General features: G+C 45.3%; 16 protein-coding genes. 6 read left to right on the top strand and 10 right to left on the bottom strand.

All coding sequences use genetic code 11. The features are described 5' to 3' along the window. Positions 1–206 precede the first annotated feature (206 nt). Together GFS24_RS16165 and GFS24_RS16160 are read left to right on the top strand one after the other, a co-directional pair. Positions 207–1,625, top strand: coding sequence for an ATP-binding protein (locus tag GFS24_RS16165; protein WP_153660993.1), 1,419 nt, complete (start codon positions 207–209; stop codon positions 1,623–1,625). A gap of 54 nt (positions 1,626–1,679) precedes the next feature. Next, complete coding sequence (locus GFS24_RS16160) at positions 1,680–3,116, top strand: hybrid sensor histidine kinase/response regulator (RefSeq protein WP_153660991.1); 1,437 nt, start codon at positions 1,680–1,682, stop codon at positions 3,114–3,116. A 62-nt stretch (positions 3,117–3,178) separates the two neighbouring features. Here the strand turns inward: GFS24_RS16160 and GFS24_RS16155 are convergent, their stop codons facing one another. Further along, positions 3,179–3,331: a lmo0937 family membrane protein gene (locus tag GFS24_RS16155; RefSeq protein WP_153660989.1), complete on the bottom strand. Its 153-nt coding sequence runs from the start codon at positions 3,329–3,331 to the stop codon at positions 3,179–3,181. Positions 3,332–3,550: 219 nt separating this feature from the next. On the opposite strand from GFS24_RS16155, the gene GFS24_RS16150 reads away from it, so the two are divergent. Then, the gene (locus GFS24_RS16150; protein ID WP_153660987.1) at positions 3,551–4,009 is read left to right on the top strand and encodes a PA2169 family four-helix-bundle protein; all 459 of its coding nucleotides are present in this window, start codon (positions 3,551–3,553) and stop codon (positions 4,007–4,009) included. A 282-nt stretch (positions 4,010–4,291) separates the two neighbouring features. On the opposite strand, the gene GFS24_RS16145 is transcribed toward GFS24_RS16150, so the two are convergent. Beyond that, entirely contained in the window at positions 4,292–4,477 is a 186-nt protein-coding gene (locus GFS24_RS16145; RefSeq protein ID WP_153660985.1) for a CsbD family protein, read from the bottom strand. Between the two features lie 391 nt (positions 4,478–4,868). Between GFS24_RS16145 and GFS24_RS16140 the strand changes: the two genes are divergently transcribed. The 3 genes from GFS24_RS16140 (at position 4,869) to GFS24_RS16130 (ending at position 7,192) form a co-directional block, all read left to right on the top strand. Continuing rightward, positions 4,869–5,228: a response regulator gene (locus tag GFS24_RS16140; protein ID WP_153660983.1), complete on the top strand. Its 360-nt coding sequence runs from the start codon at positions 4,869–4,871 to the stop codon at positions 5,226–5,228. Positions 5,229–5,297: 69 nt separating this feature from the next. Further along, complete coding sequence (locus GFS24_RS16135) at positions 5,298–6,734, top strand: sigma-54 dependent transcriptional regulator (RefSeq protein WP_153660981.1); 1,437 nt, start codon at positions 5,298–5,300, stop codon at positions 6,732–6,734. A gap of 5 nt (positions 6,735–6,739) precedes the next feature. Beyond that, positions 6,740–7,192 carry a low affinity iron permease family protein gene (locus GFS24_RS16130; RefSeq protein WP_153660979.1) on the top strand — a complete coding sequence of 151 codons (453 nt, stop codon included), beginning with the start codon at positions 6,740–6,742 and terminating at the stop codon, positions 7,190–7,192. Here GFS24_RS16130 and GFS24_RS16125 read toward each other — a convergent pair. From GFS24_RS16125 to GFS24_RS16090, 8 genes are all read right to left on the bottom strand, one after another. Then, a complete protein-coding gene (locus tag GFS24_RS16125; protein WP_153660977.1) occupies positions 7,189–7,677 on the bottom strand; it encodes a VOC family protein in 489 nt (162 codons plus the stop codon). The genes GFS24_RS16130 and GFS24_RS16125 overlap by 4 nt on opposite strands. Before the next feature lie 19 nt (positions 7,678–7,696). Beyond that, entirely contained in the window at positions 7,697–8,854 is a 1,158-nt protein-coding gene (locus GFS24_RS16120) for a porin (protein ID WP_153660975.1), read from the bottom strand. Positions 8,855–8,879: 25 nt separating this feature from the next. Then, positions 8,880–10,220, bottom strand: a complete 1,341-nt coding sequence (locus GFS24_RS16115; RefSeq protein WP_153660973.1) for an anaerobic C4-dicarboxylate transporter family protein — start codon at positions 10,218–10,220, stop codon at positions 8,880–8,882. A gap of 35 nt (positions 10,221–10,255) precedes the next feature. Further along, positions 10,256–11,308, bottom strand: coding sequence for a type II asparaginase (locus GFS24_RS16110; RefSeq protein WP_153660971.1), 1,053 nt, complete (start codon positions 11,306–11,308; stop codon positions 10,256–10,258). A 2-nt stretch (positions 11,309–11,310) separates the two neighbouring features. Beyond that, a complete protein-coding gene (aspA, locus tag GFS24_RS16105; protein ID WP_153660969.1) occupies positions 11,311–12,717 on the bottom strand; it encodes an aspartate ammonia-lyase in 1,407 nt (468 codons plus the stop codon). Positions 12,718–12,809: 92 nt separating this feature from the next. Then, positions 12,810–13,244 (bottom strand): hypothetical protein, encoded by a 435-nt coding sequence (locus GFS24_RS16100; RefSeq protein ID WP_153660967.1) that lies wholly within the window; start codon positions 13,242–13,244, stop codon positions 12,810–12,812. Positions 13,245–13,270: 26 nt separating this feature from the next. Further along, positions 13,271–13,774, bottom strand: a complete 504-nt coding sequence (locus tag GFS24_RS16095; RefSeq protein WP_173003099.1) for an RNA polymerase sigma factor — start codon at positions 13,772–13,774, stop codon at positions 13,271–13,273. Between the two features lie 101 nt (positions 13,775–13,875). Then, positions 13,876–15,204: a glycosyl hydrolase family 18 protein gene (locus GFS24_RS16090; RefSeq protein ID WP_153660963.1), complete on the bottom strand. Its 1,329-nt coding sequence runs from the start codon at positions 15,202–15,204 to the stop codon at positions 13,876–13,878. Positions 15,205–15,226 lie beyond the last annotated feature (22 nt).

The raw sequence follows: 15,226 nt of genomic DNA, 5'->3' as shown, positions 1-15,226 counted from the left end.
GAAATAGAATGAGAATTATAACCACAAGTGGTTCCAATTGCTGTTAACAACCTTAATAATCATACGGCAACCACTATAGCGAAGTATTCCATGCTATCACCCTGATCTGTTATGTAGAAATACCTTTTCAAACTGTAGAAATTGTTGCACGAGGGGGGAATGTAAATAAGTACTTGTTTTTAAGTAACTTAGTTAGCCCCATTTTAATGAAACCAATGCATATCAGCGTACAGAAAAAGATCAGGATCGGCTTTTTTATCGCGTTTACTATCATAGTAGGGGCTACCGTGTTATCATATCTGATAGCCAAGAACCTCATGCACAACGCTAATCAGCTGAACCACACCATTGAGGTCTCCAAAAAGCTGGAGGTGATCACCAAACAGTTGAAAGATGCGGAAGCCGCCATCCGGGGGTATAACCTTACTAAGCAAGCTGCCTTCCTGCATCCCAGTATGGAAGAGCGCAGCGCTAAAATTGAAAAGGAATACCGGAACCTCCGCAAGATCATCAATGATCCTGCTCAGCAAAAGAACCTGGATACATTAAAGAACCTCCTGGATATAAAATACAAACAGCTCACCGCCGGAGAACAAACGAACACTGCTGTAGGCGGCCGCATTTCCGTAGAGGAAGGAGAAGTGTCCATGGACCTGATAGATAAAAAGGTGCAGGATATGACGGATATCGAAGAAGCCCAGTTAACAGAAAGGTCCCGCCTCTTCCAGTTTTTCTCCACCCTCTGGATCCCCGTTGTTTTTATCATTTCCATTTTCGCCATTTTGATCGGTGTTTATTCCTACATCATCCTTAACAGGGAATTCAGGCTGCAGCTGCATGTAGAAACACGGCTCAAGAACTATCAGCGGGAATTGCAGGAAAACATCACCCTGCTCAATAAAAGCAATTTGGACCTGGAACAGTTTGCCTATGTGGCTTCGCATGACCTTCAGGAACCTTTACGTAAAATATCCACCTTCTCAGACCGCCTCCAGGTAAAATATAAACCGGAACTTCCCGCGGATGCATCTCAGTTAATAGATCGCATGGTAGTGGCCGTACACAGGATGCGTGTACTCATCAATGATCTGCTCAGTTTTTCCCGCGCAGGCAGGATCACACCTGAAAGCGTAAAACCGGTAGATATGAACCAGCTTCTCCAGAATGTGATCGGAGACCTGGAATTAGCCCTGCAGGATCGTAAAGGGATTGTCTATCATGATCAGCTGCCCGAAATTGAGGGTAGTGATACCGCCTTTCACCAGTTATTCCTCAACCTGCTTTCCAATTCCGTAAAATTTGCCGATCCTGAACGCCCCCTGGTGATCAGGATCAAAAAAGAGTTGCTGTCTGGCAGGGAAACAGGCACCATAAAAGAAGACAAACGGGAAGAAACTTTCTGCCGCATTACCATAGAAGATAACGGAATTGGGTTCGATCAGGCCAATGCGGAGCGGATCTTCCTCATTTTTCAACGTTTGCACGGCGTAAGCGAATATAAAGGAACCGGCATCGGGCTGGCCATCTGCAAAAAGATCGTGGATGCGCACCATGGTACCATCACAGCCTATGGCTACCCGGAAAAGGGAGCCGCATTCGTGATCGTACTGCCCATAAAACAATAAAATAAAAGGAGCACGTTTATTGCTGATACAGGGCAGGCCATTATAATCTAAAGAATGAAAAACACACGTAAACGTATTTTAATGATAGATGATGATGAGGATGATTTTTTCCTCGTCAATAGTTTATTGCAGGATGTTGCCCCGGAACAATACCATCTGGAATGGGCGCCCACTTATCAGAAAGGCATTGCCGCCATTGAGAAAAAGGAACACGAATTATACCTGGTGGATTACCGCCTTGGCCAATATACCGGTATAGACACCCTCCGCCATTTTCAGGAAATCGGTTATGAAGCCCCCGTGATCATGCTCACCGGTAAAGGGGATTATGCCATAGATAATGAAGCGATGATGGCAGGCGCCACGGACTACCTCGTTAAAGGGGAAATAACCGGGCAGGAACTGGAGAGGGCCATCCGTTACGGCATTACAGAGTTCAAACACCTGCGCCTCATTGCAGAAAATGAAAGGAAATATTTCGGCATCTTTGAAAAGAGCCACGACCTGATCATCCTCGCAGATTGCCATAAGAACGTTATCGAGGTCAACCCAACCGCCATGCGGAAGTTGCAATACAGCAAGGAAGAATTGCTGACGATGAACCTGAAGGAACTTTTCATGCAGGAAGCAGAAGCCCTGCAATTCCTGCTGGACATCTGTGAAGACAGTGCCATCGTGCACAAGGAATTCACCTTCAAAAGCAAATCCGGGCAAAAGCTGGATATGCTCATCAATGCTAATAAACTGGATGAACAGCTGGGTACCTTTTTATGCGTAGCTGAAGATATTTCTGATAAGAAACGGGAAGAACAGGAAAAACGGAATCAGGAAAAGTTTGTGATCACCGGCCGCATTGCCCGTGTAATAGCCCATGAAGTAAGAAATCCGCTCACCAATATATTGCTGGCTGTTGGCCAGTACCGGCAGGATGAAGTGCCCACCGTGGAAGACAGCAACCTTTACCTGGATATCATTGAGCGGAATTGTACCCGCATCAATGTACTGGTAACAGAACTCCTGCAATCTACCCGCATGCTGGAACTCAACATGCAGGAATACCCCGCCAACGAAGTGGTAAAAAAAGCGCTGGTCCTTTCCCAGGACCGTCTGCAATTAAACGGTATCCGCTTGCTGGAACACTACATGGAAGAAGAAGCAGTGTTGGTAGTAGATGAAGAGAAAATGAATATTGCCCTCTTAAATCTTCTGATCAATGCTATTGAAGCCATGACGCCCGGTAATGGTATCCTCACCGTAAGCACGCAAATGAGCCAGGGCAAGTTACTGATCCGCATCGGTGATAACGGCACCGGCATTCCGGAAGAAAACAAAGGCAAACTCTTCGATCCCTTTTACACTTCAAAAGCCAAAGGCACCGGACTGGGCTTAACTTCCACACAGAACATCATCCTCAATCACAAAGGCACCATCCAGGTAGAAAGTGTACTGGGTGAAGGAACTTTGTTCACCATCACATTACCCCCGGCTTAAAAAAATAAAAGAGGAAAAGGGTTTCATCCTTTTCCTCTTTTTATTATATAGGCGCTCTTTCGCTAAACGGCCCTTCCACGAATAATGTTGATGAGTATGGCAATAATAGCCAGTACCAATAATGCATGAATGAGGCCAGTAGCAGAGTAAACAAAGAATCCAAGTAACCAGCCTATAATAAGGATTACCGCTATCAGATAAAGTAAATTACTCATGGCTTTATAGTTTAAGTTCATTCATTGTAATGGAAAAATTGTGCCAATGCCAAAGAACGGCAGTATCCTTATCTGTGGCAGCGTTCGTGGGATACATTGTGGAAGTGCTTCCCCCATAGGGGGTGAATGATCGTCACAAATAACGTAACAACCGGTGTTTTCAGGTGGCAGTGTTTTTGGAGTTATTACATTATTGATCATCCAAAAAAAATTACCATTATGCAACATTCTGAAAAAACAGCAGAAGTATTGGAAGACCTGGTGAAAATTAATAACGACCGGATCGAAGGGTATCAGAAAGCCATTAAACAAACGGATGATGGCGACCTGAAGATCCTCTTCGATAATATGGTTGCAGATAGTAAAAATTTCACCATTGAATTGAACAAGGAACTCCGGACCATGGGAGAAGAAAGAGAAAGGGACACTACCATTGCAGGTAAGATCTATCGTACCTGGATGGATGTGAAAGTATCCTTTGGTGGAAACGACCGGCACGCTATCCTCGCTTCCTGCGAATATGGAGAAGACGCCGCACAGAAATCCTACCGCGAAGCTTTAGCCCAGGATTACTTACCGGAAAATATCCGTTCTATTATCACAGATCAGCAAAGAACACTCAAAGCATCACATGACCAGATCCGCCATATGCGGGATGTTGAAGCTGTGAATAAATAATCAATTCCTCCATTTAGTGAAAAACTCCATCGCCTTTGGTATTAAGTTACCAAAGGCTTTTTTTTGCCCCGCCCGCATGGGGCATAGGAATAAAAAAAAGCTGTCCTGCATGAATATGCAGGACAGCAAGGCAAGCTATCTGGTTTTATATTGTTTCGCTTTTCACATAAAACACCTTATCATTTTATTGATAAATGTTATAATGCTGCTCGCATTATAAAACCTTTACAGCAGCCAATAACTAAAACAACAGCTATGATAAAAGTATAGCCTACGCATCGGCTATAGATCGCTAATTAATTTTTGTACTTCTTCTTTGGACTTACCCAGTTTCTTTTGCAGTTTACCGTACAGCTCATCTTCTTTGCCCTCGGTATACAACAGATCATCATCAGTAAGGTCCGCATATTGCTGTTTTAATTTACCTTTAACCTCGTTCCATGTTCCTTTCAATTGCAGTGAGTTCATATGATAATGTTTTATTGTTCTGATAAAAAGGCAATTACTATACCACCGGGCCAGCGGGGTTAACAGCAGGAAAACAACAAGAGAAATGACCTATTATTATCGCAGATTGGGAAACAGCAGTTGGGGAAAGTGTGGAATTTTATCCCCAGATTAGCAGGCAAGACAGGCATTTTTTTCCGGCAGAGAGTTTGCACCTCTTATATTTGAACAGAAGGTTGTTACCATGGGCTACAGAAGACACACATATTGGAACAAGATATTCGGAAATGTTTTTGATCTGTCGATCATCAACCCAACCCGCGAAAGCCGGGTACCTATACATACCGCCACAAAACCTGTTCAATATGCCAATAACCACCACCCAAAACAGGATACTCAACACCAAACGATCATGGGAAATTCAATTCTGATCATAGATGATGAACCGGACATCTGCCGCTTACTGCAATTGAATCTCAGCAAGTATGGGTATAAAGTAAAATATGTTCATGCCCTGGCAGAAGGCTGGCAATTCCTGAAAAGTCATCCAACGGACGTCCTATTCCTGGATATACACCTCCCGGATGGTTCCGGACTGGAGGCATTGCCTCAGATAAAAAAGCTTTACCCTGCCCTGCAAGTGATCACTATCAGTGCCTATGACAACGGATTGGAAAAAGAAAAGGCCCTAACAGCAGGAGCGGCCCACTTTTTGCCTAAACCTTTTAATGTAGGGAAATTGCAGGAGATCATTACTGACGTAAAAAGTTAGATGTTAGCTTAAGTAAAGCATGTGCATAATTAGTCGTAAATTTAATACCCGTCCAATACCAAATTAAGTATGAAACGTATCCTCATTATTGATGATGAAATAAACATTTGTACCCTTCTTAGTAAATTTTTAAGCAAACACGGGTTCAAGGTAGATAGTACCATGACCGGTAGCCAGGCTTTAAAAATGATTAAGGAGGAGCCTTATGACCTGGTATTATGTGACTATCGGTTGAAAGATACCGATGGCGCCAAGTTATTGAGCGATATCCGCCAGATCAGCCCGCAAACCGTAGTGATCATCATTACAGGTTATACGGATGTAAGGATCGCTGTGGAAATGGTGAAGAATGGCGCTTACGACTATATCTCCAAACCTTTGTATCCTGACGAGATCCTCAGCCTGGTAAATAAAGCCCTGTCGCAAAAACCAGTTGTGCTCTCTGAAGTGGCCGTGGCCCCCCATGCCCACGAAGAAAATAACTTACCCGCTACCCAGCAACATAAAACCGGTTCTTACGTATATGGTGAAAGCGAACCATCCAAAGCATTGTACCGCGAGCTAACCCTCGTAGCACCAACTGATTACAGCGTGATCATTTTTGGTGAAACAGGTACCGGCAAGGAATCCGTAGCCCATCTCATCCATGAACACAGCAGCCGCAAAGGACAACCCTTTGTAGCCCTGGATTGTGGCAGTCTTTCCCGGGAATTGGCAGCCAGTGAACTTTTTGGGCATGAAAAGGGTTCTTTTACAGGGGCCATCAACACCAAAATAGGCGCTTTTGAACAAGCACACGGCGGTACTTTATTCCTCGATGAGATCTCCAATCTCACATACGACATCCAGGTAGCACTGCTCCGGGTGATCCAGGAAAAACAGATCCGCCGCGTGGGAAGCATGAAGGAAATATCCATAGATGTACGCCTGATCGTAGCTTCCAATGAAAACCTCTTTGAATCCGTTCAAAAAGGCAAGTTCAGAGAAGACCTTTTCCACCGTTTCAATGAGTTCACTATTCATATTCCCCCATTACGTACCCGCAATGCAGACCTTCCATTCTTTGTGGACTCCTTCATGGTGCAGGTAAGTAAAGAACTGAATAAACCACCTGTGGTGCTCAGCGAAGAAGTATGGGAATGCTTCAGGCAGTACGACTGGCCGGGAAATATCCGTGAATTGAAGAACGTGATCCGCCGCGCCAGTTTATTAACGCCCGCCAATAAGGAGATCAGCATGGCTGCGCTTCCGTTGGAAATGAAAGGAGGTGGCACCTTCCGTACTACCATGGCCCCGCCACAGGAGAGTTTGGGTCAGGATGGTGAAGAAGAAATTGAAATGCCAGAGTCTAACGACTTGAAATCCGTGGCGTTGAAAGCAGAGTACAATAAGATCATTAATGTACTCAAGGAAGTGAAGTATAACAAAACCAAAGCAGCCCAGCTGTTGAATATTGACAGGAAAACCCTGTACAATAAACTCCGCCTGCTCAATATCAATTACTAAAGTATATGGCCCAGAAGGTACACGCTTTTGAAAAGTTCTCAGAAAAAGTAGTCGCAGCAACCGGAAGCCCATGGGCATTTATACTGGCCCTTCTGACTATTATCGTATGGGGTGTAACCGGCCCCATCTTTAAATATTCTGATACCTGGCAACTGGTCATCAATACCGGCACCACCATCATTACTTTCCTGATGGTGTTCATCATCCAGAAATCACAGAATAAAGATTCCAAATCCATCCAGCTGAAACTGAATGAACTGATAGCGGCCACTAAAACCGCCAGCAATCGTTTAATTGATGTGGAATCTTTATCAGAAGAAGAATTAAATACACTCCGCCAGTTCTATACAAAGCTGGCACTGGAAACCAAAAAACACCTGGACCTCAAACACTCTCATTCCATTGAGGAGGCCATTGATAATATCGAAGATAAAGTAGAGGCTTTTAAGAAAAGTTAGCTTTCCAGCTCCTTTAACAGATCCGCCAGGTTCAGGCGATGTGTGTACATCGTCAGTGATCCGTTCTCATCCTTTGGCCACTGCTCCCTGGGTTTATCCCAATATAACTCCACACCATTCTGATCCGGATCATTGAGGTATAATGCTTCGGAAACACCATGATCTGCAAAACCCGTAAAAGGTACATTTGCATCCGTTAATCTTTTATAGATCGCCGCCAGGTCTTTCCGCGTAGGATACAATATAGCCGTATGATACAGTCCGGGTGCATTTTCCGGAGCAGGGGGCATTCCCTTGCTGTGCCAGGTATTCAGCCCTATATGATGATGATAACCGCCCGCAGAAATAAAAGCAGCCTGGTCACCATATTTTGTCATCAACTCAAACCCCAGTAACCCACAATAAAAATCAAGGGAACGCTGCAGATCTGAAACTTTTAAATGCACATGGCCAATACGCGTTTGTGCAGGAACTGTGTAACTCATGGAACAAAGATAAGGGGGTTTATAATATCACCAGCGGACTGATCACTCCCACAGAAACCCTGTAATTATCTGTATTCACCTGCCCAAGGTTCCTTTTGGCCTCATCTGTATATTTGTACACCCTCCCTATAAATGCACCAAACACTTTCAGGTTGAAATTCTTAATAGGATACACTTCCAGCCCCGGAATATATCCCCATGCCTGCCGCAGTTTCGTATGGCTGCTTTCCTGTGGTTTTTTCCAGTAAGCATCATCCAGCATCCCCACAAAGAACAGGTTCACCTTGTCGGACAACTTCACATCCACTTTCGCCCAATGACTGATGTACCGTACATTCTGCGCTGTTTTAATATCAATGTTCTCCGTGAATCCGGATACGATCCCTTTCCTGTCCAATTGCTCCTGGCTGAATTTGAAATCATATTCCAGCGTAAATTTATCCAGGCTCAGCTGGTTACCCAGCGCGAAGTAATTCATGTATTCATGTTCTGCTTCCCGGAATAAGGAATAAGACCAGATGGTATTAAACTTCCCGTTAAAGAAACGGCCCCGCCAGTTAGCCACGGCAGCAAAAGGAAAACGCGCCTCCCGGATCCCGGAAATGGTATCATACAATTCATAAAAACTGGCTGTGCGCGTATTCAGTACCTGTAAGGTGAATTCGTTTTTATTATCCGGCAGCATATAACCAACACCTGCACCCGCCAGGAAATTATCCGAGTAATTGATGATATCCGAGTACTCGTAAATATCAATGGGATTCGCATCAAACTCATACCCGCCCCAGTCTGCACACAGCTTTCCTGCATAGATCTTCCAGTTAGGCGCAGGATCAAAACGGATGAAAGCCAGGTCCGTAGAACGGCTCATATTATCTATCGACTGCGGCACCACATTACGGGTATACCTATCCCGGAAACGGAAATAAACCTTCTCATGTACCTTACCCTTGATCTCCAGTCTGAACTGCTCCATCGTAAACCGGGAACGCTGGTAAGTTCCCTCACTGAATTCATTCCGGAAAGCCATTTGCATGTTTGCAATCACGTCTATATTAGACAACAGTGATTGTTTGCTTACCGGAATAACAGGCAACTTATTGGCTGCCGTATCTTCCTGCCGCTGTGCCATCACAGCCATGGGTACAAATAACAGAACAATGATCAGGGTACGCATATGAAAGGTTTTTTAAAGGATCTGGCTACCAGAATATACTGGCTAACAAAAATCCAGCGGCCACCGAAACAGCAACACTCACTAATCCGGGGATCATAAAACTATGGTTGATCAAATACTTTCCAATGTGAGTACTGCCTGTACGGTCAAAGTTGATCGCTGCCAGCAGGGTAGGATAACCTGGTAACACAAAATCACCGTTCGTAGCAGGGAACATGGCCACCATACTGCTGGGGGCCAGGCCCAATATTACACCAAGCGGCATTAAAGCCTTGGTGGTGGCCGCCTGACTGAACAATAACATACTGAGTATAAATAAAGCAATAGAGAATGTCCATGGAGCGGCTCTAACCATATCTCCTAACGCACCTTCAATAGCCACATCATTTGCCTGCATAAAAGTTGCGCTCATCCATACCACACCAAAAATAGATACCACTGCCTGTGCACCGGCTGTAAATAAACTTGCTTTTGCTATAGCAGCGGTAGTGGTTTTAGTAAGCAGCAACATCAGCGCAGCCCCGGCCAGCATCACGAGCTCTATTACTGCCGCCATTTTGATCGTACCGTTTGCATTCACAGAAAGGTTTGCCGGCCCGGGTTCAAAAGTGGGTAACATGTTTTTGAACGCTCCCACCAACACAATTAATAACACCGCAATGCCAAAAATGACCACAGAAGTTTTGGCGCCCTTTGGCAACGGTTTATTATTATCCGTACTCTCTGCATCCAGTTCTTTTGCAAACTCCGGGTCTTTCATTTTTTCTAAGAACACGGGATCATTCTCCAGCTCTTTTCCTTTCTTCCACACAACCGCCACACCGGCTAAAATACCAATGAGGCAGGCGGGGATACATATTTTTAGGATGTGTATGATTTCAATCTGTCCTGCCAGGATAGTGATCATAGCCGCCGTAGCTGCTGAAATAGGGCTGGCCGTAATACCCAGATGTGCTGCGATAACAGAAATACTGAGCGGGCGTTCCGGCCTTATTCTTTTTTTGGTAGCCACCTCTGCAATGATAGGCAGCAGCGAATAAGTGATATGAGAAGTACCGGCAAAAACAGTAAAGAAGAACGTAACAAGCGGCCCCATTAAAGTGATCATGGAGGGTTTGCTGCGCAGGATCTTTTCTGCCACACGTACGAGGTAATCCATTCCACCTGCAGCCTGCATGGTTGCAGCTGTAGTTACCACGGCCAGGATGATGAGCATTACATCAATAGGCGGCTCGGCTGGCCGCATACGGAATAAAAAGAGGTAGAGGGCAAGCGCTATCATTCCCATTACGCCAAGGCCGATGCCTTTCATTCGGGCGCCGATCAGAATAGCACCTAACAGGATTGCAAATTGAAGCCAGATCATGTGTTTTATTTATACGATAATTGAAAGCAGCGCTATTAATACGTAAAGAACATCTCCTGTATCTTTTTCGTATCCTTTGTTTTTAACAATGCCAGTTGTAAGAGGATGCGTGCTTTCTGCGGATTCAGATCATCAGCTACAATTGTCCCAAGCGCAGCGTCATCAGTTTCGGAGTTGAGGGTAACCCTGCCACTGCCGGTACGCGAAGAACGTACCACCACCACACCCTTGCGGGTAATCTCTTTTACACGTTTTTCCACAGTTGGATATAGGTTACCATTGCCCACTCCGGCAATTACAACTCCCTGCGCTTTATCATTCACTACAGCTTCTAACAGCACAGGGTTCATATTGGCATAGCCGTACAAGATATCTACTTTCGGCAAAGAATTCACCTGGCTGATATCAAATTCTGTCTGAATAGTGTGTTTACGGAGAATGCTGTGGTAATATTCCACCTTCCCGTCGAACACCGTACCCAGTGGGCCGGTGTTCGGACTTTGAAAAGTGGCCACATTGGTGGTGTTGGTTTTAGTAACCTCCCGGGCGGAAAATAACTGGTCATTCATACATACCAGTACGCCCCTGTTCTCAGATCTTTTGCTCGCTGCTGCTGCAATCCCATTGTATAAATTCATAGGGCCATCTGCGGAAATTGCGGTGGCAGAACGCATGGCGCCTACCAGTACCACAGGTTTTGCCGTTTTAACTGTGAGCTGTAAAAAGAATCCCGTTTCCCCTTCCGTATCTGTACCATGGGTAACCACAATACCATCTACTTCCGGTTTTGCCGCCAGCTCATTGATCCGTTTGGCCAGTTTCAGCCATATACTGTCGTGCATAGCCTGGCTGCCTACGGAAGCCACCTGCTCTCCGGTGAGGTTAGCAATTTTGCGGGCTTCCGGTAATGCATTCAGTAATGCATCGATGGGTAATTTGCCCGCGGTGTAAGCTGTGCCCACACTGGATTCCCCGGCACCGGCAATAGTACCGCCAGTAGCCAGGATCACAACATTGGGGAGTTTATGCTGCGCAGACGCCTGTAATGCGAAAAGCAAAACAAAGAAGGATATGGTGTATGGTTTCATAGCTAACTATTGATAAACTTAGGGCGGATGAGATTCTCGAACGTAAAGATCTCATCCCATTTTTCCTGTGTTACCAGTTTCTTTTCTTTCACCGCAATATCATGTACAGATTTACCGGTTTCCAGGGCTTCCTTGGCGATGGCTGCTGATTTTTCATATCCAAGGATGGGGTTCAGTTGTGTTACAATGCCAATGCTTTGCATCACCATATCTTTTGTCCGTTCTGCATTTGCAGTGATTCCTACTACACATTTTTCCCGCAGTGTATTGCAGGCATTGGTCATATACGTGATGGAAGTGAAAAGCGAAAACCCGATCACCGGCTCCATTACATTCAATTGCAATTGCCCCGCCTCTGCGGCCAGCGTTAAAGTAAGGTCCGCACCGATCACATAGAATGCTGTTTGGTTCACTACTTCCGGGATCACGGGATTTACTTTGCCCGGCATAATGGAAGAGCCGGGTTGCATCTTGGGGAGATTGATTTCGTTTAGTCCGCAACGTGGCCCGGAAGATAAAAGGCGAAGGTCATTACAGATCTTGGAAACCTTTACGGCAGTACGTTTCAGCACGCCGGACAATTGAACGTAAGCACCTGTATCATACGTAGCTTCTATCAGATCGGTGGACAGCGAAAGGTCAAGCCCCGTTGCTTTGTTGAGGTATTTAACCACCAGGTCCGCATATCCTTGCGGAGCATTCACACCAGTACCAATAGCCGTAGCTCCCATATTCACTTCAGAGATTAGTCGTTTGCTGTCTTCTATCCGGGATAACTCTTCCCGCAGGTTGGTGGCAAAAGCAATGAACTCATCACCCATGCTCATGGGCACCGCATCCTGTAATTGTGTGCGGCCCATCTTCAGCACCTGCCTGAATTCCACACCTTTTGCATGAAAGGAATCAGCCAATGCCCGGAGGCTCTCGCTATAAGCCGTGAGCTTATTCATTAGCGCAATGCGGAATGCAGTAGGATACGCATCGTTGGTAGATTGCGAACAATTCACATGATTATTGGGATGGCAGAAGTCGTAGTTTCCTCTCTCTTTTCCCATCATCTCCAATGCCACGTTAGCGATCACTTCATTCGCATTCATATTCACGGAAGTACCTGCACCACCTTGTATAAGATCTGTGGGAAACTGGTCCAGGAATTCTCCGTTGATCAAACGGTCACTCGCTTTTACAATAGCTTCTGCAATGCCTTTATCCAATGCGCCAAGGTCTGCATTGGCCTGCGCAGCTGCTTTCTTCACATACCCCAGCGCCTGTATAAAGATGGGCTCACTTTTTAACTGGATACCTGTAATGTGAAAATTCTCAATTGCACGAAGGGTTTGAATGCCATAATAGACATCCTTAGGGATTTCTTTTTCACCCAGAAAATCATGTTCAACACGTTGTGCCATAGCTTAATATTGAAGATTTAGTAATGTTACTATCCTCAATAAACAGCACAAAAGAAATTTTGTTTAAGCGGGTACGAAGAGATACGATAATGCTATTTTGGAGATAATTGCTGCTGCTCCAGCCTGATCTTCTCCCTTTCTTGCCGGCGATCCTCTACCTGGCGGTATTTGAAGTAGAAATAAATAGCGAGGAATAAACAAAATTTGAAAAGGAGGAAAGCAATCACAAAGATCCATTTCCATACTTTATGGACGGTGATGTAATGGCTTGGATTATGCTGGATATTAATGAAGGTATAGTTCGGTTTTTTAGGTGTGCCGGAATCTGTGTCTGCCCAGCTGATCGGTTGCAGGGAACGCTCACGTAACTCCATGGGGGGAGGTACGGCATCTTCCAGCCATAAATTGTGAATGGTGTGTTCCACGTTATTGAACTCTTCGCGCAATGCCGGGTACTCTTTCATCAAACGTTCCAGTTCCCTGGCTTCCTCAGGAGTTGCCAGGCCCAGCACGTAGCTTTCAACCATCCCATTGTCTATGTATTCTTGCAGATTCAATTACTATTGGAAAATTTTCTGAATGCCTTCATTGCTTGCTGTAATAAGACAAACACCTGTTGCTCACGTTTGCCCAGGCGGGCTGCCGCAACTGATCTGGAGAGTCCCATGCAATAACACAAGTGAAATACCTCACGGCATTCAACGCTCAACGTGTCACTAAATTGCATTAAACCACTTTTTGCTAGGATGCTTATGTCATTACCAGTTAATCCGGCAAAAGGAACCTCTGCTTCCGCAGTTTCCCTCGCCTGTTTCATTAACCACGAAAATAAGGATATTCCGCCGGAATGATAATAATCTCTGATGTTTTTGAAAACATGCACGAAAGTTCTGACCAACGCGTTATCCGCATCCTGCTCTCTGGGGAACAACTGTAATAACAGTCCATAGACAGGTGCTGCATATTGGTCATATAACCAATGCTTTGCGTGGGGATCTCCGGCTATTATCTTTTCAATTAAAATGCGCTCATCAGGATATACTGCTGCTGGTTGCAAATATCGGCTGGTTTTGGTGTAGTCTAAAGTAAGGAAAATTACCCGGACAAAAAAAGGCCGGCCTCTCAGCCGACCCATTGCTCAATTAACCAAAAAAGCAACTATTTCAATGCGTTATGTATTTCTTTCAACAAACTCTTATCATCATTACTGTCAAAATCCGCCCCCCAGAGGTAAGCTCCCTTGAAACCGGCTAACTTGATCTGATCTGCCTTTTTCTTCGCCAGCGGCTGGCCATTATAGTAAATGCCGAAGTTCTTTTCCACTTTCTCTTTTCCCGCTGCCGCAGGGTCCATACCCAGGATGGTCCTGTAAGGCACATAATCATAAGAAGCCCATCCTTCATTATTGCCATTCCCATCTATTGCATTATACCGCAACCCAAAAGCCGGAATACCGATCACCAGTTTATTGGCGGGCAAATGGAAATCTACCCAGATCTTAGCGGCCGCCAGCATGTAATCATAACTGGATGCCTGACCTCTTGGTGCGGCAGGCCCTACATGTAAACCATCTTCAAAAGCCCTTACATTTACCCAGGTGGCTGCAGCAAGACTTGGATAATCCCAATGCTGCCAGCCGGCGCCAACTGTTGCAGTAACGATAGCATTAGCCGGAAGGGCTGCTTTCAGTTCAGTAATAAAAGGAGCCATGGCGGCAAGGTTTCCTGCATAAGCTCCTGAATTCACATCACTCATCATCACATCCACACCATCCAGCTTTTTGGCGGTTACGTAATTCTTCACTGTGTTCACCAATGCTGCCCGTTTAGCCGGATCTTTGATAGCATCCCCAAAATCATTGGCTTCATAAATAGCCCATCCGTCTATAGGAGAAAGTCTTCCGGCAAGTCCCAGCAATACTGCTTTACCTGCAATATGCCCACGGGCCACCACTTCATCCATCCGTTGATTGGTTTCACCGGCAGAAAGATCTACCGTACCATCTGAAGAAACACGGCCGGATTGAAAAGTCACGTGCGTTAATTGCTCATAGTTCAAACTCTTGGCAGTACCTGCATCAGACAGATATGCATTGATGACGTTCGTGTATGGTTTCAATGTATAAGTAGGCGGAGGCACTAAGATATTCGTGGTGCGGGTGCTTTTCAATCCGCCATATTCCACATCCAGCAACACCGTATATTCTCCCGGAGCCGGTGGTGTGAAAGAAAATGCGGTGTCCGTAGACTTCTGTTCTCCATTCACTTTCCAGGATATTTTCACTTTACCACCTGGTGAATACAACAAGCCGGTATAGTTTGCAGCCTGCCCGGGAGCAAGGATCACTACAGGTGAAACAAAAACATTCCTGATATCAAAGATGCGCGGATAATCCCCTGCGCCAAATTCCGGATCTTTGATCCGCTCTTTGTCGCAAGCCATCATTGCAAGAAGGGACACCAGCAGTATGTATATTTTCTTATGCATGTTCGTGGTTGTTAAATGATAG

The sequence above is a fragment of the Chitinophaga sp. SYP-B3965 genome, from assembly GCF_009647655.1.
In the GTDB taxonomy this organism is placed as follows: Bacteria; Bacteroidota; Bacteroidia; order Chitinophagales; family Chitinophagaceae; genus Chitinophaga.
Note: the sequence above shows the minus strand (reverse complement) of the source record. Positions and strands in the feature narration are given on the sequence as shown.